Source organism: Achromobacter veterisilvae (assembly GCF_900496975.1).
GTDB lineage: Bacteria > Pseudomonadota > Gammaproteobacteria > Burkholderiales > Burkholderiaceae_B > Achromobacter > Achromobacter veterisilvae.
The window spans coordinates 12,389-33,075 of the sequence record NZ_UFQC01000051.1; the positions used below are offsets into that span (position 1 = coordinate 12,389).

A 20,687-nucleotide genomic window follows, 5' to 3' on the forward strand; every position below is an offset into this window, starting at 1 on the left:
TGGCGCTATTCCGCGTCGGGCTGCTTGCCCGGCGCGGCCGCGTCGAAGGCCGGCAGTTCGCGGCAGGCGGCGTCGATGCGCACCACGTTGGGCATGGCCGACAGGTCGCAGCCGAAACGCTGCGCATTGGCGACCTGGGGCACCAGGCAGATGTCGGCGATCGTCGGCGCATCCCCGTGGCAGAAGCGGCCGGTGGCGCCGGAGTGCGCCAGTTGCGCTTCCAGGGCTTCCAGGCCCTGGTGCACCCAGTGCTGGTACCAGGCGGTCTTGGCGTCCTCGTCCATGCCCAGCGTGTGCTTCAGGTACTTCAGCACGCGCAGGTTGTTCAGCGGATGCGTGTCGCAGGCGATGCCCAGCGCCAGGTCCCGCACGCGCGCGCGGCCGATCGCGTCGGCCGGCAGCAAGGGAACTTGCGGGTGCGTTTCTTCCAGGTATTCGATGATGGCCAGCGACTGCCCGATGACGGCGTCGCCGTCGACCAGCGTCGGCACCAGCCCCGTCGGATTCATCTTGCGGTAGCCGGCCGACAACTGCTGGCCGCCGTCTTTCAGCAGATGCACCGGCAGGTATTCGTAGGACAGCCCCTTCAGATTCAGGGCGATGCGCACGCGGTACGCGGCCGAACTGCGAAAGTAACTGTACAACTGCATGAAGTCTCCTTTGTCCTGATCCGAGGCCGCCCTCGGCGGCGCCCGCCTTCCTATTCCAGCGATTCCGTCTGCGCCGACTTGCGCGACAGGCCCTTGGGCAACGGGAACGCCACGTTCTCTTCCAGGCCCGGCATGGTGCGTACCGACACCGCGCCCAATTCCTTGACGCGTTCGATCACCTGCTGCACCAGGATCTCCGGCGCGGAGGCGCCCGCCGTCACGCCGATGCGCTTGCGGCCGACCAGCCAGGCGGGGTCGATGGACTGCGCGCCGTCGATCAGGTGCGAGGGCACGCCCTTGCGCTCGGCGACCTCGCGCAGGCGGTTCGAGTTGGAGCTGTTGGGGCTGCCGACCACCAGCACCAGGTCGCAGTCCGGCGCCATCACCTTGACCGCGTCCTGGCGGTTCTGGGTGGCGTAGCAGATGTCGCTTTTCTTGGGCTCGACGATGCTGGGAAAGCGCGCCTTCAGGGCCCGGGACACCGCCGCCGCGTCGTCCACGGACAGGGTCGTCTGCGTGACGTAGGCGAGGTTCTCGGGGTCCGTCACCCGCAGGCCGGCGACGTCTTCCACCGTCTCGACCAGGTACATGCCGCCCTGGGCCTGACCCAGCGTGCCTTCGACCTCGGGATGGCCCTTGTGGCCGATCATGATGATTTCACGGCCCGCCGCGCGCATGCGCGCCACTTCGATGTGCACCTTCGTGACCAGCGGGCACGTGGCGTCGAAGACCTGCAGGCCGCGCGCTTCGGCTTCCGCCCGCACCGCCTTGGACACCCCGTGTGCCGAAAACACCACGATGGAGCCCGAGGGCGCGTCGTCCAGTTCGTCGATGAAAACGGCCCCCTTCGCGCGCAGGTCTTCCACCACGTAGCGGTTGTGGACGATCTCGTGGCGCACGTAGATCGGCGCCCCGTGCAATTCGAGCGCGCGCTCGACGATATCGATGGCACGGTCCACTCCGGCACAGAAGCCGCGCGGCTGCGCCAGCAGGACTTCGGCGTCGGAAGCGGTTACGGCCTGGCTCATCAGAGGACCCCCAGGAGCGCCACGTCGACCCGCAGGCTGATGCCCGCGAGCGGGTGGTTGAAATCGAACAGCGCCGATTCTTCGTTGATTTCCTTCAGGACGCCGGAATACCGCCCGCCGTTGGGCGCGGTGAATTCCACCAGATCGCCCGGCTCGAACGTGGCGTCGGCGCCAGCATGCTCGGAGAGCATCGCGCGCGTGACGCGCTGGATGAGCTCCGGGTTGCGCTCGCCGTAGGCATCGGCCGGCGCCACCGTGACGCTGAAGCGCTCGCCTTCGGCATGGCCGATCAGCGCCGCCTCCATGCCGGGCGCCCATTGGCCGCTGCCGAGCTGCAGCGTGCCGGGCCGGCCGTCGAAGGTGTCGGCGAACACCGAATCCTTGCCCGGGCCCGAGGCCAGCGTAATCCGGTAGTGCAGCGTCAGGTAGGAATCCGGACGGACCAAAACGTTCACTTCATTAGAGGCGGAGCTCAAGATCTGCCACCGTATAGGCAATTGAATAATCCTTGATTTTAGAGCCTCTTATGAAATTGTCCGTCCAGCCGCCAAAACACGAGCGTCCCCGGGAGCGGCTGCTGCGCCACGGAGCCGCCGCGCTCCAGGACGCCGAGCTGCTCGCCATCGCCCTGCGCACGGGCATTCCCGGCCTGCACGTCATGGAACTGGGCAACCGGCTGCTGAGGCAATTCGGCGGCTTGCGGGGCCTGCTGGGGGCCGCGCCCGAGGAACTGATGGCGGCCCCCGGCCTGGGCGCCGCCAAGGCCTGCATGCTGGCGGCCCTGCTGGAACTGGCCCGCCGGGCCATCGAGGAAGAACTGCCCCGGGCCAGCAGCCTGGACCACCCCTTGCAGGTGAAACAATATTGCAAGCTGGCGCTGGGCCACCGCAGGGTGGAACACTGCATCGCCCTCTACCTGGACAACCAGTTGCGCCTGATCGCCACCGGCGAACTCGCGCGCGGCACGCTGTCGCAGGCGTCGGTCTACCCCCGCGAGGTCGTGCGCGAGGCCCTGCGCCACCATGCGGCCGCCCTCATCGTCGCCCACAACCACCCCTCGGGCGTGGCCGAACCCAGCGCCGCCGACCACGGCTTCACCCAACACCTGAAAAAGGCGCTGGCGCTGGTGGACATCAAGCTCGTGGACCACCTCATCGTCGCCGGCGGCACCGTGGTTTCCATGGCCGAACGGGGCAGCCTGTAAAAGCAGCGCCGCGCGCCGGATTTCGTTAGACTACCGCCCGTTATTGCTTTAGGCTTGACCTAATTCCGGCATCACGCGACCTTTTCCGCCCGACATGAAGCGCCTGTGGGATATTTCCCCGCCCGTCTCCGCGGCTTCGCCTGTCTTTCCAGGCGACACGCCGTACCGCCAGCAATGGAAATGGTCGCTTGCGCCCGGCTGTCCGGTCAATGTCAGCGAAATCACGCTGTCGCCGCACATCGGCGCGCACGCCGATGCCCCCCTGCACTACCAGAATGGCGCCGCCGCCATCGGGGCCGTCGCGCTGGAACCGTTCCTGGGGCCCTGCCGCGTCATCCACGCCATCGACTGCGGCCCGCTCATCACGGTCGACCATCTTGCCCATGCCGCCCTGAACCTGCCGCCCCGCGTGCTGGTCCGCACGGCCAAGCATGCGGCCCAGGACTGGTGGACCGACGATTTCTCCGCCTACGCGCCCCAGACCATCGAATGGCTGGCCGAGCGCGGCGTCATGCTGATCGGGCTGGATACCGCCAGCATCGACCCCGCGTCCAGCAAGACCCTGGACAGCCACCACACGATCCTGCGGCGCGACATGCGGGTACTGGAGAACCTGGTGCTCGATGCCGTGCCGGAGGGCGATTACGAGTTGATCGCGTTGCCGTTGGCGCTGGTCCAGGCTGATGCCAGCCCGGTTCGCGCGGTCCTGCGCGAACTGTAGGGCCTGTAGACAGGCCCGAGGCTGGTCCGACGGCCTTTGGGCGGCGGGACGCAATCCCGCCGCTCCGTTCAGGAAGCACCACCATGAGACACCACCTCTCCCCGCGCGCGGCGCTCGCTTGCGCCCGCCTCCACGCGCCAGGCTGGCGCGCGCAGCCCGCGTCGGCCCGCCGCGCCGCCCCGCCCTGCCAGGGAGGCCGCGCATGAGCCAGACCGAACGCCCCGAAGACATCGTCCGCGAGGAAAAAGCGCAGTTGGATTTCGCGCGCGACATGACCTACGGCGATTACCTGCACCTGGACGCCCTGCTGGGCGCGCAGCATCCGCTGTCGCCCGAGCACAACGAGATGCTCTTCATCATCCAGCACCAGACCAGCGAGCTCTGGATGAAGCTGATGCTGCACGAGCTGCGCGGCGCCATCGCCAACGTGGCGGCCGACCGCCTGCAGCCCGCGTTCAAGATGCTGGCCCGGGTCAGCAAGATCATGGAACAACTGGTCCACGCCTGGGACGTGCTGGCGACCATGACGCCGCCCGAATACTCGGCGCTGCGCCCCTACCTGGCCCGCTCCAGCGGATTCCAGAGCTACCAGTACCGCCAGATCGAATTCCTGCTGGGCAACAAGAACGCGGCCATGCTCAAGCCGCACGGGCACCGCGCGGACCTGCTGGCCCAGGTGCAGAGCGCCTACGAGGCCCCCTCGCTGTACGACGAAGCGCTGCGGCTCTTGGCGCGCCAGGGCCTGGACGTGCCGGCCGACCATCTCCAGCGCGACTGGACGCAGCCCTACCAGCCGTCGGAAGGGGTCGAGGCGGCCTGGCTGGCGGTCTACCGGCAACCGGACCGCTACTGGGACCTGTATCAACTGGGCGAAAAACTGACCGACCTGGAAGACGCGTTCCGGCTGTGGCGATTCCGCCACGTCACCACGGTCGAACGGGTCATCGGCTTCAAGCGCGGCACCGGCGGCACGTCCGGCGTGGCTTACCTGCGGCGCATGCTGGAAGTGGTGCTGTTCCCGGAGATCTGGAAGCTGCGCACGGACCTCTGACGGCCGGAGGCGCTCCGGCCCCCTTTTACGCGGGAGGCGCCCGCCGGGGCCGGGCCGCCCATTTCCCCTTGGCCCAGGGAAATTTCCCATGCTAGAATTCAGGGTTACTTTTTGGATACGTGGCTAGAGCCGATGCCGGAAGCTTGGCATCCTACTAGGCTGGCGACCCTAACAACCGAGGAAGGCTCGCAGGAGCCCTAGGAAAGCACCATGAAAGAAGGCATTCACCCCGAATACCGCGAAGTCGTCTTCGCCGATCTGCAAACGGGCAACAAGTTCATCACCCGTTCGACCGTGCAAACGCGCGAAACCATCGATCTCGACGGCAAGACGTACCCGCTCTTCAAGTGCGACGTGACCTCCGAATCGCACCCGTTCTACACGGGCGCCCAGACCCGTATCGTCGAAACCGGCCGCGTGGAGAAGTTCCGCGCCCGTTTCGCCCGTACGGCCGGCACGGTCAAGTCCGCTTCCTGATCCTGTCGCTCCCGCAGGAGCCACAGCAAAAAGGCAGCCTTCGGGCTGCTTTTTTTTCCTCCCTGGCAGCCTATTCCCACGCTGGGGGCTAGCGCAACCCGACCACTCGGTTACATTAACGCCCGTGTCCCCACTATCCTTTTCCACACCGGCCCGGCTGACGTCCGTGGCCACCGCGAAACTGCCCAGGCTGATCCTGCTGGGCGTGTTGCTGGCCTATATCGTGGCCGGCCTGTTCATGCGCGACCCGTGGAAAACGGACGATGCGGTCGGGCTGGCGACCATGATCACGGCGATCCGCGAAGGCGGCATCACCTGGCTGCTGCCCCAGGTAGGGCTGCTGGCCCACGCCGAGGAAGGCCCGCTGATCACCTGGGTCGGCGCGATCTGCATCTGGCTGTTCGGCCCCTTCATCGGCGACATCACCGCCGGCCGCCTGCCCAATCTGCTGTGGTTCGGCATCACCACCACCAGCGTGTGGTACGGCACCTATCTGCTGGGCCGCCGCGCCGAAGCCCAGCCGCTGGCCCTGCCCTTCGGCGGCGAACCCGAGCCGCGCGACTACGGCCGCATGCTGGCGGACGCCGCCCTGCTCCTGCTGCTTGCCACGGTCGGCATCCTGCAGCGCACCCATGAAACCACCGTCGTGCCCGCCATCATGGCGTGGCAGGCGCTTGCCTTCTATTCGCTGGCGCGCAGCGTGGACCGCCCCTTCACGGGCTGCACGACCCTGGGCATCGCCCTGGCCGCCAGCTTCCTCACGCGCGGCTGGGTGGGCGCGACCCCCATCATGATCGGCGCGCTGCTGGCCTTCTACCCGCGCAGCCAACTGTGGCGCTGCCGGCGCTGGCTGCCCTGGGCGGCGCTGGTGACCGCGGTCCTGATCCTGGCCTGGTGGATCCCCGCCAGCCAGGGCAGCGCATACTGGGTCCGCAACTGGAAGATCTGGAACCTGTCGTCCTTCGCGGTGCCGACCTGGCACGACATGGGCCGCACGCTGCGCGACCTGCCCTGGTACCTGTGGCCGACCTGGCCCCTGGCCGTGCTGGCCGTCTGGCGCTGGCGCTCCTGGATCTACGCGCCCCACATCTGGCTGCCCCTGACGCTGCTGGTGTGCTCTACGCTGTTGCTGTTCGGCCTGGACGAAGCCTCGGACTCCGAGTACGTCCTGCTGGCCGTCCCCTGCGCCGTGCTGGCGGCGTTTTCGCTACCGACGCTGCGCCGCGGCGTGGTCAACACGCTGGACTGGTTCGCCGTCATGTGCTTTTCCCTGACGGCGGCCACCGTCTGGCTGGGCTGGGTCGCCCTGCACTTCCACTGGCCGGCGCAGATTTCGCGCAACATCGCCCGCCAGACCACGGGCTACGAGCCCGTCATCTCCTGGCTCGCCTTCGCGCTGGCCCTGGTGTTCACCCTGGCCTGGATCGCGCTGGTGGTGTGGCGGCTGCGCGTGAAGCCCCAGGCGCTGTGGCGCGGCACCGTGCTGTCGGCGGGTGGGCTGACCGTGACCTGGATCCTGCTGGTGCTGCTGTGGCAGCCGGCGGTCGACTACGCGCGCAGCTATCGCACCGTGTCGGGCCAACTGGCGCAGGCGCTGGAACAGAACCTCCGCCCCGGCGAGTGCGTCCGCGGCCTGAGCCTGGGCAGCGGCCAGCGCGCCTCGTTCCTGATCTTCAACAACCTGACGTTCACGTTCGACGCGAAGTGCACCCTGATCCTGCAGCAGACCAGCAACCAGAGCCTGCGCGACAACACCGCCGCCTATAGCGAAGGCGCCGACGTGCTGTGGCAAGGCGGCCGGCGGGCGGACCGGCAGGAAGTATTCCGTCTGCTGCGCGTCGGCTCGAACCGATGACCGCGGCCGCCGCCGCGCCGATATCCTTCGGCGCCACCCTGCGAGGCATCGCCAAGCAGGCCTGGCCGGTGCTGGTCAGCCAATGGGCCGGCATTTCGTTCGGCGTGCTGGACACCGCGATGACGGGCCATTCCAGCGCCGACGACCTGGCCGCCATGGCCTTGTCCGCGTCCATCTACATCACCATTTTCGTCGGCCTGATGGGCGTGGTGCATGCCCTGATCCCCATCCTGGCCCAGCACTTCGGCGCGGGCCAGAACCTCGAGGTGGGCCGCAGTTGGGGCCAGGGCGTCTGGCTGGCCCTCGGGCTGTCCGTCGTGGGCGCCGTCCTGATGCTGTTCCCGGACCTGTGGCTGTCCTTTTCGGGCAACGTCGCCCCCGGCGTGCGCGAACGCATCGGTTCCTACCTGCAGGCCCTGGTGCTGGCCCTGCCCGCCGCGCTGGTGTTCCGCACCATCTACGCGCTGGGCACGTCGGTCTCGCGCCCCAAGCTGGTCATGGCGATCAACCTCACGGCCATCGGCTTCAAGGCTTTCTTCAACTGGCTGCTCATCTACGGCAAACTGGGCCTGCCGGCCATGGGCGCCACCGGCGCCGGGCTCGCGACCGCGCTGGTTTCGTGGATCAGCCTGGGCCTGGGATTGTGGGTCATCACGCACGACCGCTACTACCGGCGCTTCAAGCTGCGGGTCGGCAAGCCCGACTGGAAGACGCTCAAGGAACTGCTGCGCCTGGGCATCCCGATGGGCGGGTCCTATCTGGTGGAAGTGTCCGCCTTCACCTTCATGGCCCTGCTGGTCGCGCGCGAGGGCACTTTCGTGACCGGCGGCCACCAGATCATGTCGAACCTGGCCGCCCTCTGCTACATGATGCCCATGGCGCTGGGCGTGGCCACCGCCGCGCTAACCGCGCAGGCCATCGGCGCCGGCAATTTCGCCCATGCGCATCGCACCGGCATGGCCGGCCTGACGCTCGGCCTGCTGGGCGCCCTGCTGACCGCGGCGGTGCTATTGGCCGGCCGGCCGCTCATCCTGGCGGCCTATACCGACAACCCCGACGTGGCCGCCGTCGCGACCACGCTGCTGGCCGTGCTGCCCTTGTTCCACCTGTTCGATTCAATGCAATGCATCAACTCGTACCTGCTGCGCGCCTACAAGGTGGCGGTGGTGCCCCTGTTGCTGCAGATGGTCGCGCTGGCGGGGGTGGGCCTGGTCGGCGGCTGGTGGTTCGGCTTCGGCCCGGGCCGCGGCGGCCTGGGCGGCATACGCGCGATCCTCGTGCCCGGTTCGCCCCAGGGCGCCGGCAGCATGTGGCTGATGGCGATGGCTGGGTTGGCGCTGTCGGCGGCCCTGCTGCACTATTGGTATCGGCGGATTGTGCGGGTTACTGGCGGGGTGTAGTTCTAGGGGGTGTCAGACACCCATGGGGCGCCGGCGTGCAGTGAAGGGCATCTCGTACGGGTGTCAGACACTGCACCGGTCTCAAGTGTCTGACACCCGTACGGGACGCTCTTCCACATCAAAGCAAGCCTTCCCGGGTGTCTGACACCCCCCATCGATTACTTCGGCCGCTTGTCGATCACCCGGCGCGCCTTCCCCGTCAGCGTGCGTTCGACATAGCCCGAATCCGACACCTGGATCCGTGCGCTGACGCCGATGTGCGTCTTGACGGCATGCTGGAGCTGCTTGCCCAGGTTCGCGCGTTCGGCGTCCGACAGGCCCGAGAACTCGGCCCGCAGCTCGGTCAGGATTTCCAGTTCGTCCAGGTTGCCCGTGCGCGACAGGACCAATTGGTAGTGCGGCGCCAGTTGGGCGATCTTCAGGACCAGTTCTTCCACCTGCGTCGGGAACATGTTCACGCCGCGCACGATCAGCATGTCGTCGCTGCGGCCGGTGATCTTGCCGATGCGGCGCATGCTGCGCGCCGTCGGCGGCAACAGGCGCGTCAGGTCGCGGGTGCGGTAGCGGACGATGGGCATCGCTTCCTTGGTCAGCGAGGTGAACACCAGTTCGCCGGGTTCGCCGTCGGCCACGGGTTCGCCCGTGTCGGGATCGATGATCTCGGCGTAGAAGTGGTCTTCCCAGACCACCGGACCGTCCTTGGTCTCGACGCATTCGCTGGCCACCCCGGGCCCCATCACTTCGGACAGGCCGTAGATGTCCACGGCGTCGATGCCGGCCTCGGTCTCGATGTCGGCGCGCATCTGGCCGGTCCAGGGTTCGGCGCCGAAGATCCCGATGCGCAGCGAACTTTGACGCGGGTCAATCCCCTGGCGGCGCTGTTCCTCCAGAATATTGCAGAAATAGGAGGGCGTGACCATGATGATGTCCGGGCGGAAATCGTTGATCAGTTGCACCTGCTTTTCCGTCTGCCCGCCCGACATCGGGATGACCGTGCAGCCCAGGCGTTCCGCGCCATAATGCGCGCCCAGGCCGCCCGTGAAGAGGCCGTAGCCGTACGCGACGTGGACCGTGTCGCCAGGCTTGCCGCCCGCCGCGCGGATCGAGCGCGCCACGAGGTTGGCCCAGTTGTCCAGGTCGCCCTTGGTATAGCCCACCACCGTCGGCTTGCCCGTGGTGCCGCTGGACGCGTGGATGCGCGAAATGCGCTCGCGCGGCACGGCGAACATGCCGAAGGGATAGTTGTCGCGCAATTCCTTCTTCGTCGTGAAGGGGAATTTCGAAATGTCGGATAGCTGCTTCAGGTCGTCGGGGTGCACGCCGACCTCGTCGAACGCCTTCTTGTAATGCGGGACGTTCTCGTAGGCGTGCTTGAGCGACCATTTCAGCCGCTCGAGCTGCAAGGCGCGCAACTCATCCTGGCTGGCATGCTCGATGGGGTCCAGCCCCGGCTTGCTCATGGTGTTGGACATGGTTATCTCTCTCCTGAAATTCTCTCTCTGCGCCGGGCCCGGCCGCGCGGCGCGCGGGCAATCCGCGCGCGCATGGCAGGGCCGGCGGCCTTGTCTTTGGTTGGTTGGGTGATTGGCTCAAGCGTCCGTGGGGACTCCGACGATCTGGCCCTTGATGCGATACGAGCGGCCGCGGAACAGGGCCACGTTGCGCCCGTCCTGGTTGGTGACCGTCACGTCGTAGACGCCGGTGCGGCCAGCCAGCGAGCGCTCCTGCGCCACCGCGGTCAGCAGGTCGCCCTCGAAGCCCGGCGCGAGGTAGTCGATGGTGCAGCCGGAGGCCACGGTGCTGACGTTGCGCGAATTGCACGAAAACGCGAAGGCGCTGTCGGCCAGGGCGAAGATGAAGCCGCCATGGCAGGTCTTGTGGCCGTTCAGCATGTCGGGGCGCACGCGCATCGTCAGGCGCGCGTAGCCCGGCGCCATTTCCTCGACCTTCATGTCCAGGCCTTGCGACGCGGCGTCGCCGGCGTACATCGCGGTGCCGACGGCGTGCGCCAATTCCTGGGGATCGCTCGGCACCTCGACGGCGGGAACGTGTGCGTTCATTCTTATTGCCCCTTGAATTGCGGTTCGCGCTTGCCCAGGAAGGCGGCCACGCCTTCCGCGTAATCCGCGCTGCGGCCCAGTTCGCGCATCATGTCGCGTTCCAGGTCCAGTTGGGTGGACAGGTCGTTGCCCAGGCTGGCCTGGATGGCCTGCTTGGTGAACGCCAGCCCCTTCGTGGGCGCCTTGGAAAAATGCCGGGCCAGCCGATCCAGCGCGGCGTCGAACTCCTCGTCCGGCACGCACTGCCAGATCAGGCCCCAGTCCTGCGCCTGCTGGGCGCTGAGCTTGTCGCCCAGCATGGCCAGCCCCATGGCGCGGGCGCGGCCGACCAGGCGCGGCAGCGCGAAGGTGCCGCCGGTGTCGGGGATGAGCCCCAGGCGGCAGAACGATTGGATGAAGCTGGCCGACGCCTTGGCGATGACGATGTCGCCGGCGAACGCCAGGTTGGCGCCCGCCCCGGCCGCCACCCCGTTCACCCCCACCACGACGGGCATGGGCAAGGCGTTCAGGCGGCGCACCAGCGGCGCGTAGAACTTGTCGACGGTCTCGCCCAGGTCGGGCGGCGTGCCGTCTTCCGCGGGCTTGCGCTCGCTCAAGTCCTGCCCCGCGCAGAAACCGCGGCCCGCGCCGGTCAGCACCAGCACGCGCGCGCCTTCGGTTTCAACGCGGGTCAGGGCATCAGCCACTTCACCATGCATGTTGGCCGTGAAGCTGTTCAGCTTGTCGGGACGGTTCAGCGTCAGGCGCGCGATGCCGTCCGACAGGTCGAATTGAATGTCTTGATAGGTCATATCATTTGTCCATAGCGGGCACGTCACTCGCATCAGAGATTATGCGTAACGCCCACCCCGGGCCGCAGCGGCGCCCCCTTGAGGGGGGCCCGCCTAAGGGGGGCCCGCCTAAGGGGGAAGCGCGTAGCGCTTCGGGGGTGGGATCAAACATGACGGCGGGTTTGCACCACGCGGAAGCGGTTCGAAACGAAGGCCGAGTCCGACAGCGCCGCGTTGGCGGCCGGGTTGGCGCCGGTGCCGTGGAAGTCGCTGAAGGCCGCGGTCTGGTTGACGAACACCGCGCCCGTCAGGTTGAGCGAGAGCGAAACGCCGGACACTTCCGCCGCGTCCTGCACCCGCTCGGCAACGGCGTTGTCGGTGGTGTAGGCGGAGAAGGACAGCGCGCCATGGCGGATGACGCTGTCGCGCGCCAACTGGATGCTGTGCGCGGTGGAGTCGGTGGCCACCACAAAGGCGATCGGACCGAACCATTCCTGGCCGATGGCGGCGTTGCCGGCCTCGGCGCGCAGCAGCAGCGGCGTGCGCACGCGCGCGTTTTCAAACTGCGGATGGGCGAGCGTCTTGCTATCGGCCACCACGGGCAGGCCCAGCGCGCGCGCCTTCTCGATGCGCTCGACGATGCCCTCGTTCTGGATGGCGCCGGTCAGTTCGACGGCACGCGCGGCGTCGGCGCCGAGCTTGTCCAGCGCCGTGCCCAGGGCGGCCGCGACGTCGTCGAAGCCGACCCGGCCTTCCGGCGTCTGGATGCCGTCGCGCGGCACATAGATGTTCTGCGGCGCGGTGCACATCTGGCCCGAATACAGGGCCAGCGAGAACGCCAGGTTGCGCGCCACGCCCTTCAGGTCGTCCGTGGAATCGATGATGACCTGATTCACGCCGGCCTTCTCGGTATAGACCAGCGCCTGGCGGGCGTTGTTCTCCAGCCAGTCGCCATTGGCGGAACTGCCGGTGAAGTCGATGATCTTGACGGCCGGATCCAGCGCCAGCTTCTGCGCGGTGTCGTCGCCGGCTTCATGGGCGGCCAGCAGCACGACGTCGGGGTCGAACCCCGCTTCCTGCAGCACTTCGCGCGCCACCTTCACGGTGATGGCCAGCGGCAGGATCGCGCCGGGGTGAGGCTTGACGATGACCGTGTTGCCGGTGGCCAGGCTGGCGAAGAGGCCGGGGTAGCCGTTCCAGGTCGGGAAGGTGGAGCAGCCGATCACCAGCGCGACGCCGCGCGGCACCACGGTGAACTGCTTTTCCATGCGGATGGGGTCGTTCTTACCCTGCGGCTTTTCCCAGATGGCCACGCCCGGAATGCGCGACATTTCCTGCCACGCGTAGGTCACGGCTTCGAAGCCGCGGTCCTGCGCGTGCGGGCCGCCGGCCTGGAAGGCCATCATGAAGCCCTGGCCGGTCGTGTGCTGCACCGCGTAGGCGATTTCGAAGCTGAGCTTGTTCAGGCGGGCCAGGATCTCCAGCGACACCCCGACCCAGGCGCGCGGACCGGCGCGGCGCCAATCCTCGAGCGCGCGCTTGGACGCCGCGACCAGCTTGTCGGCCGGGACGCGGGGATAGGTGATCCCGAGGTCGAAGCCATAGGGCGACTGCTCGCCGCCCACGGTGCCGTCGGCGTCATGCAGGTTCAGCGGGAAAGGCTTGCCGCGCAGGGCTTCGAACGCGGCGCGCCCGTCGTCGTTGGCGGTCTCGCCATAGTTGCGGGGGCTGGGCGATTCGGCGTAGGGGCTCCAGTAGCCGCGCAGCGCTGCCGCGGCCATGGCTTGTTCCAGCAGGGGCTGGTGGCGTTCGAAGAATGCTTGGGACACTGCGTCTCTCCAATGGGGATATGGTTTTCTGCCTGGCGCGGGCCAGGTCAGGTTTCCTGGTCGAAGTCGATGACCAGGCGGTCGCTGACCGGGAAGCTCTGGCAGCTCAGGATGAAGCCGCGCGCCACTTCGTAGTCTTCCAGGGCGAAGTTGGCGTCCATGTCCACCTCGCCCTCGATGACCTTGCAGCGGCAGGTGGAACACACCCCGCCCTTGCACGAATACGGCAGCTCGATCCCTTGCGCCAGCGCCGAATCCAGCACGCTGTCTTTGTTCTTGTCGATGACGAACATACGGCTGTGGCCGTCCTGCACCACGGTAACCTCGCACTGCCCCTTGCCGGGCGCCTGGCGGGCGTCCTGGCCGGTGCGCAACGCGCGCGGCCCCTTCGGCGCGCCGAAGAGTTCGAACTTGATGTTCGCCTTCGGGATGCCGCGGGCCTGCAGCCGCTCGACCACGCTTTCGGTCATGGTCTGCGGACCACAGACAAAAGCGTAATCGATATCCTCGGGACTCATCCAGGCCGACATGAGCTGGTCGACCTTGTCGCCGTCTAGGCGGCCGTTGAAGAGTTCGATGTCCTGGGTCTCGCGGCTCATGATGTAGACCAGCGAGAAGCGCTCCATATAGAGGTTCTTCAGGTCTTCGATTTCTTCGCGGAACAGCACCGCCGACGAGGCGCGGTTGCCGAAGAACAGCGTGAACTTGCTGCGCGGCTCGGTGGACAGCGCGGTCTTGACCAGCGAAAACACCGGCGTGATGCCGCTGCCTACGGCGAACGCCACATAGTGGCGTTCGTTCCCGGAAGAAAAATCGACGGTGAAATTGCCCGCCGGCGCCATGACTTCCAGCGTCTGGCCCGGCTGCAGCTCGTGGTTGGCCCAGCTTGAGAACGCGCCTTCGTCCACCTTCTTGATCGCCACGCGCAGCAGCTTGTCGTGCGGCGCGGAACAGATGGAATAGGAGCGGCGCAGCTCTTCGCCGTCGAGCCGGGTGCGCAGGGTCAGGTACTGGCCCGGCAGGAAGGCGAACTCGTCGGCCAGCGTCTCGGGCAGGTCGAAGGTCACGACGACGGCGTCGCGCGTATTGCGCGCCACCGACGCCACCGTCAAGGAATGGAATTGGTTCTGGCTCATCTCGAAACCGCTCTTAGTGAGTCTTGAAATAATCGAAGGGCTCGCGGCAGGACACGCAGCGATACAGCGCCTTGCACGACGTGGATCCGAAATTGCTGACCAGGCGCGTATCGCGCGACCCGCAGCGCGGGCAGGCGATGGCAGGGCCGGCGGCGCGCCGGCTGATGCCGGAGATGTCGACGGCGCGTTCGGCGGGCGCGGCGATGCCGTAGCCCTTGAGCGCCTCGCGCCCCTTCTCGCTCATCCAGTCGGTGGTCCAGGCCGGGGCCAGCCGGGTTTCCACGCGGACCTCGGCGACGCCATGGCGCGCCAGCGTCTGCTGGATGTCCTGGGTGATCTCGCGCATGGCCGGACAGCCGGAATACGTGGGCGTGATGACGACGACACAGGCGCCGTCGTCCCAGGACACGTCCCGCACCACGCCCAGGTCCACCACGGACAGCACGGGGATCTCCGGATCGGGGACCTCCTGCAGCCAGGCGTATACCTGGTCGGCGGAAACGGGCGCCAGCGCGTTCACCACTTGGCTCCCGGATAGGCGCGCGGCAGGAACTGCATTTCGGCCAGGACGTAGCCCAGCTCCTCGGTGTGCCTGCCCTGGCGGCCGCCGCGGTGGGCCAGGTGGTTGGCGGCGGCCTCGTCCGGCACCGCCAGGGTGGCTTCTTCCAGCACTTCGCGCACATGCGCCAGCCAGGGCTGGCGCAGGGCGGACAGTTCGCAGCCGATGCCGCGGGCCGCCACGTCCCGGTCGATGGCGTCGTCGGCGAACAGTTCGCCCGTGAAGCGCCAGGCGTCGTCGATGGCCGACTGCATCCTGGCATGGCTTTCCGCCGTGCCGTCGCCCAGGCGCACCACCATGTCCGAGGAACGGCGCACGTGGTAGGTGACTTCCTTGATGGCCTTGGCCGCGATGGCGGCGACGCGTTCGTCGGACGACTGCTCCAGGCGTTGCAGCAGGAAATAGTGCCAGACGTCGAACAGGAACTGGCGCGCCATGGTGTCGGCGTAGTTGCCGTTGGGCCGCTCCGCCAGCAGCGCGTTGTGGAACTGGTGCGCGTCGCGCAGGTAGGCCAGCGCATCTTCGTCGCGGCCCGCGCCCTCGACCTCGCCGGCCAGCGTCAGCCACATGCGGGCCTGGCCCAGCAGGTCCAGCGCGGTGTTGGTCAGCGCCAGGTCTTCTTCCAGGATGGGGCCGTGGCCGGTCCACGCGCCCAGGCGCTGCGACAGGATGAGCGAGGAATCGCCCAGGCGCAGCAGGTATTCAAACAGAGTCTTGTCCATGTCTCCCCCGCCGCCTTACATGTGCTTGATTTCTTCGGGCATCGGGAAAAACGTGGGATGCCGGTAGACCTTGCTGTTGGCCGGCTCGAACAGCGGGTCCTTGTCGCCCGGGCTGCTGGCCGAGATATCGGAGGCGCGCACCACCCAGATGCTCAGGCCTTCGTTGCGGCGGGTATAGACGTCGCGGGCGTGGTTGATCGCCATTTCGGCGTCGGAGGCGTGCAGGCTGCCGACGTGCTTGTGGGCCAGGCCGTGCTGGCTGCGGATGAACACTTCCCACAGGGGCCAGTCTTTGCTCATGATGGATGTCCTCGAATGCCGGGCGCGCGCCGCGCGCCCTGATCTGCAATGGTTAGAAGAGTGAGTCCCGAAACTCACCTACCGAAGCAACTGCGCGGCCGCGCGGAGCCGGCTTCGCCGGGCCGCCGCGGCGCCCCCGGGAGGGGGGAGCGCGCAGCGCTTCGGGGGTGGGCGTCATCCTTTTCAGGCTGCCTTGCGCTCGGCCTGCTTGTCGGCGTAGGCGACCAGGGCGCCGCGCACCCAGGCGCCGTCCTCGTGCGCCTTGACGCGCGCCGCCAGGCGTTCGCGGTTGCACGGGCCGTTGCCCTTGAGCACCGCGTAGAACTCGCTCCAGTCGATCTCGCCGAAATCGTAGTGGCCGCGCTCGGCGTTCCACTTCAGGTCGGGATCCGGAACGGTCAGGCCCAGGAACTCGGCTTGCGGCACGGTCTGGTCCACCATCTTCTGGCGCAGTTCGTCGTTGGAGAAGAGCTTGATCTTCCACGCCATGGACTGGGCGCTGTTGGGGGAATCGGCATCGCTCGGGCCGAACATCATCAGCGCGGGCCACCACCAGCGGTTGAGGGAATCCTGCACCATCGCCTTTTGCTCGGGCGTGCCATGCAGGCACATCTGCATCAGCAGGTCGTAGCCCTGGCGCTGGTGGAAGGATTCCTCCTTACAGACGCGCACCATGGCGCGCGCGTACGGGCCGTAGGAGCAGCGGCACAGCGGGATCTGGTTGATGATCGCCGAGCCGTCGACCAGCCAGCCGATCATGCCGATGTCGGCCCAACTGAGCGTGGGGTAATTGAAGATGCTGGAGTACTTGGCGCGGCCGGCGTGCAGGTCGTCGATCAGGTCGTCGCGCGACACGCCCAGGGTTTCCGCGGCGCTGTACAGGTAGAGCCCGTGGCCGGCCTCGTCCTGGACCTTGGCCAGCAGGATGGCCTTGCGCTTGAGCGAAGGCGCGCGGGTGATCCAGTTGCCTTCGGGCAGCATGCCCACGATTTCGGAATGCGCGTGCTGGGAAATCTGGCGCACGAGCGTCTTGCGGTAGGCCTCGGGCATCCAGTCCTTGGCCTCGATGCGGATGCCGTCGTCGATGCGGCGCTGGAACGCCTGTTCCTGGCCTTCGAGCTGGTCCGCGGTCTTGACCTGCTTGACGCCGGTTTCGACGAGTTGAGCGTACATGTATGTCTCCTTGAGACGGTTTGCGAAAACGCAAAGCAAACGTTCCGCAGTGCCGTCATGTCATACGAGGATTATTTAATACAAAAAAATCATTGTCAAACCCAAATCTGTATCACATTGGATTTATGTATCATATTGCCGAACCCGATACCGGCCGCCCGCGGCCCCTTCTAATGGCAAACCCTCAGTCGTCCCTGGACCGCTTCCTGTCCCGCCTGGTCAAGAACGATCCGCCGCGCGCGAAATCGCTCTGCGTCAGCCTGCTGGGCGACGCCCTGGCCCCACACGGCGGCGCCATCTGGCTGGGCGACCTGATCGAACTGCTGGCGCCGCTGGGCATCAATGAACGCCTGCTGCGCACCAGCGTGTTCCGGCTGGTCGCCCAGAACTGGCTGCAATCCGAACGCCACGGGCGGCGCAGCCTCTATCTGATCTCCGAACAGGGCCTGCGCCACACCGCGCACGCCTCCCAGCGCATCTATGAAGGCGCGCCGCAGGAATGGAACGGGGAATGGACGCTGGTCGCGCTGCCGCGCACCGGAAATGGCCTGGCCGAGCGTGCGGAACTGCGCCGCGAACTGGTCTGGGAAGGATTCGGCATGATCGCGCCCGGGCTCTTCGCCCATCCGCACACCGAGGCGCGCGCGGCCCACGACATCCTGGAAAAGCTGGGCATCCCGGACCGGGCGCTGGTGCTGTCGGCCCGCGACCTCGCCGGCGCCGGCGGCCTGCCGATAGCCAGCCTGGCCTCGCAATGCTGGAACCTGGAAGGCGTGGCCGAGCAGTACCGGCAGTTCACGAAGAACTTCGGCCCGCTGGAAAAGCTGCTGGAGACCCCGCCTTCGCCTTCCGAGGCGTTCATCGTGCGCGTCATGCTGCTGCACAATTGGCGCCGGATCGTGCTGCACGATCCGCAACTGCCCGGCCCCATGCTGCCCGACAACTGGCCCGGCCATGCGGCCCGCGAGATCTGCGGCCGCATCTATTGGCAGGTGTTCGATGCCTCGGAAGCCCACCTGAACGCCCTGGCCGGCCGCGACAACGAACGGTACGCGCCGGTGGCGGCCGACATCGCGTCGCGCTTCGGCGGCAGGCCCGCCTGAGGCGCGGGGCGGACGCCCCGCCTTTCCGCTGCGCTCAGGCTTCGCCGCCCGCGGCCGGCATCGCCACGCCCAGCGTGTCCACGTGCGATTCGCCGATGGCGCCGGCGCCGGACCCGGACAGGTCCAGCCCCCTGGCGCGGGCGATGAAGGACAGGGTCCAGCGCGCCCGGATCGGCCGCCCCAGGGCTTCGCCCGTATCCGCGTCCACGCCGCTGGGCACGTCCAGCGCCAGCACCGGAACGCCCCAGCCGTTGACCGTGTCCACCAGCGCCTGCCAGTCGGCCCCCAGCGGCCGATTCAGTCCGATGCCGAACAGGCCGTCGATGACCAGGCCGGGCACGAAGCCGGGTTCGAGCGCGGACAGCGTCGCGCCGCCCGCGGCGGTCCACCCCGCATGCGCGCGGGCCGCGTCGGCGGGCAGCCCCTGCGCGCCCGCGGGCAGCAGCACGCGCGCGTCGTGGCCCATCGCGCGCAGCAGGGTCGCCGCCACCAGGGCGTCGCCGCCGTTGTTGCCGGGGCCCGCCAGCGCCAGCACGGCCGTGCCGGGCTGGATCCTTTCCGCCACGAAACGGGCCGCGGCCGCCCCCGCCAAAGGCATCAACCGCCTGCCCTCGGCCAGGGCCTGGCGTTCGGCGTCGCGGATCTGGGCTACGGGATAGGAAGACGGCATGGCGGATACCTGGCGTATCGGGCGGGCTGCCCGCAAGGGAGTGCGTGAAATTCACGCAATGCGTGAAAATTTTCCAACATAGCGCAACCGGCAGCGCGCCTGCCCCCGCAAACTCGCGGGGCGCCCGGGCGGGGACCCGGCCATTTCGGGCTGGCATGCATTTTGCGTTATAGCCAGGGCCGGTACGAGCGATACCGGACGACCCAACCGAAGAGACTATACCAATGCGTTCCATGAGCATCATCTGCCCGAACGGGCACTTAGGATTCGCCCCGCTGCGTACCGAGAGTTTCCAGCGCGGCGTTGCCGCCGGGCCGGACTGCATCGCCGCCGACTCGGGCAGCGACGACGTGGGCCCGGTGCCGCTGGGCTCCGACACTTCCACCAGCCCGCAGGCGTGGCAGCGCCACGACCTGGAGCAGATGCTCCTGGCCGCGCGCAAGCTGGGCGTGCCCATGATCGTGGGATCGGCCGGCGATACCGGCTCCAACAGCCGCGTGGACCTGTACGTGCGGCTCATCAAGGAAATCGCCGCCGAACACGGGCTGGCGCCGTTCAAGATCGGCTACTTCTATTCCGAAGTGGACAAGGAGCGCGTGCGCAAGGCGCTGCGCGACGGCGCCCAGGTGGCCGGGCTGGACGGCTACGCCGACCTGACGGAGGCGGAGCTGGATGCCACCGACCGCATCGTGGCGGTGGCCGGCGTGCACCCCTATCTCGAACTGCTGCAAGCCGGCGCGGACGTCATCATCGGCGGGCGCAGCTCGGACGCCGCGGTGTTCGCCGCGCCCGCGCTGCACCGGGGCTACGACGCGGACAAGGCCTACTACCTCGGCAAGGTGCTGGAATGCGCGTCCTTCTGCGCCGAACCCTATGGCGGCAAGGAAACCGTGATGGGCGAGATCTCGGCGGAAGACGTGCGCGTCACCGCCATGCACCCCGACCAGCGCTGCACCATCGCGTCGGTCGCCGGCCACGCGATGTACGAGCGGTCCAACCCCTACGAAGAATATTTCGCGGGCGGCAAGCTGGACATGACCCATTGCAGCTATGAACAGCTAAGCGAAAAGACCACCCGCATCACCGGCTCGCGCTTCCACCCCGCCGACCAGGTGCGCGTGAAGCTGGAAGGTTCCGGCAAGGTCGGCGAACGCTATATGGGACTGTGCGGCATACGGGATCCCTACACCATCGAAAACGTGGACCGCGTCATCGGCTGGGCGCGCGAAAAAGTGCGCGAACGGTTCGGCGATTCCGGCTACGAGCTGCACTACAAGGTGTATGGGCGCGACGGCGTCATGGGCGACCTGGAGCCGCTGCGGGACCGGCCCGGCCATGAGCTCTGCGTCATGGTCCAGGGGGTCGCCCCCACGAGCGACATGGCCGAAGAGCTGACGTTGACGGGCTTGCGCCAGATGTTCTACGCCCGCCTGCCCGACGTGAAAGGCACGGCCGGCTCGGTGTCGTTCCCGCTGGACGAAGTGGTGCGCACGAGCGCGGCCTACCGCTGGACCCTGAACCATACCTTGCCGGTGGACAATGCCGGCGAACTCTTCCCGACCCACCTCACCGAGGCTGGCGCCTGAGCCGGCAAGACCATGAGCACCCAGAAACTCAGCACCCTGGCCAAGACCATCCGCAGCAAGAACGCGGGCGTGAACAAAATCACCTTCGACATCATCTTCCGGGATCCGTCGGTCTACGAGGCGGTCAAGCGCTCCGGCGCGGTGACGCGCGCCAGCGTGGCGGCCTTGTACCGGATCGAGGACGGCCGCATCTCCGACTTCGTGCATTACGATCCCGGCCTGGCCATCAAGTTCACGATCTACCGGCTGGCTCCCAGCGGATCCGCCGGCGACGGCGATATCTTCGGGGCGCAGCAATACGCGCCGCTGCTCGACATCGCGGTCCCCATGCCGGACTGAACGCCGCGGGCGCCGGGAACGGCGCCCGCCCCTTTCCGCTTCCTTCGAGAATCG

At 67.6% G+C, this 20,687-nt stretch carries 22 protein-coding genes; 9 read left to right on the forward strand and 13 right to left on the reverse strand.

Annotated features, from left to right (window positions below):
* Nucleotides 1-5: 5 nt before the first annotated feature.
* From maiA to AVE30378_RS29150, 3 genes are read right to left on the reverse strand one after another with little or no spacing between them, the layout of a single operon-like run.
* Entirely contained in the window at nucleotides 6-650 is a 645-nt protein-coding gene (gene maiA / locus AVE30378_RS29140) for a maleylacetoacetate isomerase (RefSeq protein ID WP_129246195.1), read from the reverse strand.
* 50 nt (nucleotides 651-700) lie between these two features.
* Entirely contained in the window at nucleotides 701-1,678 is a 978-nt protein-coding gene (gene ispH, locus AVE30378_RS29145; protein WP_129246196.1) for a 4-hydroxy-3-methylbut-2-enyl diphosphate reductase, read from the reverse strand.
* On the reverse strand, nucleotides 1,678-2,154 hold the full coding sequence (locus tag AVE30378_RS29150; protein WP_129246199.1) for an FKBP-type peptidyl-prolyl cis-trans isomerase: 477 nt from the start codon (nucleotides 2,152-2,154) through the stop codon (nucleotides 1,678-1,680). Before AVE30378_RS29150 ends, ispH begins: the two co-directional genes overlap by 1 nt.
* 50 nt (nucleotides 2,155-2,204) lie before the next feature.
* On the opposite strand from AVE30378_RS29150, the gene radC reads away from it, so the two are divergent.
* The 6 genes from radC (at nucleotide 2,205) to AVE30378_RS29180 (ending at nucleotide 8,386) form a co-directional block, all read left to right on the forward strand.
* Nucleotides 2,205-2,882: a RadC family protein gene (radC, locus tag AVE30378_RS29155; RefSeq protein ID WP_129246201.1), complete on the forward strand. Its 678-nt coding sequence runs from the start codon at nucleotides 2,205-2,207 to the stop codon at nucleotides 2,880-2,882.
* 94 nt (nucleotides 2,883-2,976) lie between these two features.
* Nucleotides 2,977-3,603, forward strand: coding sequence for an arylformamidase (kynB, locus tag AVE30378_RS29160; protein WP_129246203.1), 627 nt, complete (start codon nucleotides 2,977-2,979; stop codon nucleotides 3,601-3,603).
* Between the two features lie 202 nt (nucleotides 3,604-3,805).
* The gene (gene kynA / locus AVE30378_RS29165) at nucleotides 3,806-4,654 is read left to right on the forward strand and encodes a tryptophan 2,3-dioxygenase (protein ID WP_129246205.1); all 849 of its coding nucleotides are present in this window, start codon (nucleotides 3,806-3,808) and stop codon (nucleotides 4,652-4,654) included.
* Between the two features lie 210 nt (nucleotides 4,655-4,864).
* The gene (locus AVE30378_RS29170) at nucleotides 4,865-5,131 is read left to right on the forward strand and encodes a type B 50S ribosomal protein L31 (protein ID WP_043549053.1); all 267 of its coding nucleotides are present in this window, start codon (nucleotides 4,865-4,867) and stop codon (nucleotides 5,129-5,131) included.
* 124 nt (nucleotides 5,132-5,255) lie between these two features.
* A complete protein-coding gene (locus tag AVE30378_RS29175) occupies nucleotides 5,256-6,986 on the forward strand; it encodes an ArnT family glycosyltransferase (RefSeq protein ID WP_129246207.1) in 1,731 nt (576 codons plus the stop codon).
* Nucleotides 6,983-8,386 (forward strand): MATE family efflux transporter, encoded by a 1,404-nt coding sequence (locus AVE30378_RS29180; protein ID WP_129246209.1) that lies wholly within the window; start codon nucleotides 6,983-6,985, stop codon nucleotides 8,384-8,386. Before AVE30378_RS29175 ends, AVE30378_RS29180 begins: the two co-directional genes overlap by 4 nt.
* A 158-nt stretch (nucleotides 8,387-8,544) precedes the next feature.
* Here AVE30378_RS29180 and paaK read toward each other — a convergent pair whose 3' ends face one another.
* The 9 genes from paaK to paaA all read right to left on the reverse strand — a co-directional run bounded on the left by paaK (nucleotide 8,545) and on the right by paaA (nucleotide 16,935).
* Complete coding sequence (paaK, locus tag AVE30378_RS29185; RefSeq protein WP_129246211.1) at nucleotides 8,545-9,858, reverse strand: phenylacetate--CoA ligase PaaK; 1,314 nt, start codon at nucleotides 9,856-9,858, stop codon at nucleotides 8,545-8,547.
* Nucleotides 9,859-9,975: 117 nt separating this feature from the next.
* On the reverse strand, nucleotides 9,976-10,446 hold the full coding sequence (paaI, locus tag AVE30378_RS29190; protein ID WP_129246213.1) for a hydroxyphenylacetyl-CoA thioesterase PaaI: 471 nt from the start codon (nucleotides 10,444-10,446) through the stop codon (nucleotides 9,976-9,978).
* 2 nt (nucleotides 10,447-10,448) lie between these two features.
* Entirely contained in the window at nucleotides 10,449-11,237 is a 789-nt protein-coding gene (gene paaG / locus AVE30378_RS29195) for a 2-(1,2-epoxy-1,2-dihydrophenyl)acetyl-CoA isomerase PaaG (protein WP_129246215.1), read from the reverse strand.
* A gap of 143 nt (nucleotides 11,238-11,380) precedes the next feature.
* Nucleotides 11,381-13,045, reverse strand: a complete 1,665-nt coding sequence (paaN, locus tag AVE30378_RS29200; protein WP_129246217.1) for a phenylacetic acid degradation protein PaaN — start codon at nucleotides 13,043-13,045, stop codon at nucleotides 11,381-11,383.
* 47 nt (nucleotides 13,046-13,092) lie between these two features.
* Nucleotides 13,093-14,181: a 1,2-phenylacetyl-CoA epoxidase subunit PaaE gene (paaE, locus tag AVE30378_RS29205; protein WP_129246219.1), complete on the reverse strand. Its 1,089-nt coding sequence runs from the start codon at nucleotides 14,179-14,181 to the stop codon at nucleotides 13,093-13,095.
* A gap of 13 nt (nucleotides 14,182-14,194) precedes the next feature.
* Nucleotides 14,195-14,701: a 1,2-phenylacetyl-CoA epoxidase subunit PaaD gene (gene paaD / locus AVE30378_RS29210; RefSeq protein WP_129246221.1), complete on the reverse strand. Its 507-nt coding sequence runs from the start codon at nucleotides 14,699-14,701 to the stop codon at nucleotides 14,195-14,197.
* The gene (gene paaC, locus AVE30378_RS29215; RefSeq protein WP_129246223.1) at nucleotides 14,698-15,462 is read right to left on the reverse strand and encodes a 1,2-phenylacetyl-CoA epoxidase subunit PaaC; all 765 of its coding nucleotides are present in this window, start codon (nucleotides 15,460-15,462) and stop codon (nucleotides 14,698-14,700) included. Before paaC ends, paaD begins: the two co-directional genes overlap by 4 nt.
* Before the next feature lie 15 nt (nucleotides 15,463-15,477).
* Entirely contained in the window at nucleotides 15,478-15,762 is a 285-nt protein-coding gene (gene paaB, locus AVE30378_RS29220) for a 1,2-phenylacetyl-CoA epoxidase subunit PaaB (RefSeq protein ID WP_013392438.1), read from the reverse strand.
* A 183-nt stretch (nucleotides 15,763-15,945) separates the two neighbouring features.
* Nucleotides 15,946-16,935 carry a 1,2-phenylacetyl-CoA epoxidase subunit PaaA gene (gene paaA, locus AVE30378_RS29225; protein WP_129246225.1) on the reverse strand — a complete coding sequence of 330 codons (990 nt, stop codon included), beginning with the start codon at nucleotides 16,933-16,935 and terminating at the stop codon, nucleotides 15,946-15,948.
* A 173-nt stretch (nucleotides 16,936-17,108) separates the two neighbouring features.
* Here paaA and paaX point away from each other — a divergent pair, with 173 nt between their 5' ends.
* Nucleotides 17,109-18,038 carry a phenylacetic acid degradation operon negative regulatory protein PaaX gene (paaX, locus tag AVE30378_RS29230; RefSeq protein ID WP_129246227.1) on the forward strand — a complete coding sequence of 310 codons (930 nt, stop codon included), beginning with the start codon at nucleotides 17,109-17,111 and terminating at the stop codon, nucleotides 18,036-18,038.
* A 34-nt stretch (nucleotides 18,039-18,072) separates the two neighbouring features.
* Here the strand turns inward: paaX and AVE30378_RS29235 are convergent, their stop codons facing one another.
* Nucleotides 18,073-18,708 carry an NAD(P)H-hydrate epimerase gene (locus AVE30378_RS29235; protein ID WP_129246229.1) on the reverse strand — a complete coding sequence of 212 codons (636 nt, stop codon included), beginning with the start codon at nucleotides 18,706-18,708 and terminating at the stop codon, nucleotides 18,073-18,075.
* 224 nt (nucleotides 18,709-18,932) lie between these two features.
* Between AVE30378_RS29235 and AVE30378_RS29240 the strand changes: the two genes are divergently transcribed.
* Complete coding sequence (locus AVE30378_RS29240; RefSeq protein WP_129246231.1) at nucleotides 18,933-20,294, forward strand: acyclic terpene utilization AtuA family protein; 1,362 nt, start codon at nucleotides 18,933-18,935, stop codon at nucleotides 20,292-20,294.
* 12 nt (nucleotides 20,295-20,306) lie between these two features.
* The gene (locus tag AVE30378_RS29245) at nucleotides 20,307-20,633 is read left to right on the forward strand and encodes a DUF4387 domain-containing protein (RefSeq protein WP_129246233.1); all 327 of its coding nucleotides are present in this window, start codon (nucleotides 20,307-20,309) and stop codon (nucleotides 20,631-20,633) included.
* Nucleotides 20,634-20,687 lie beyond the last annotated feature (54 nt).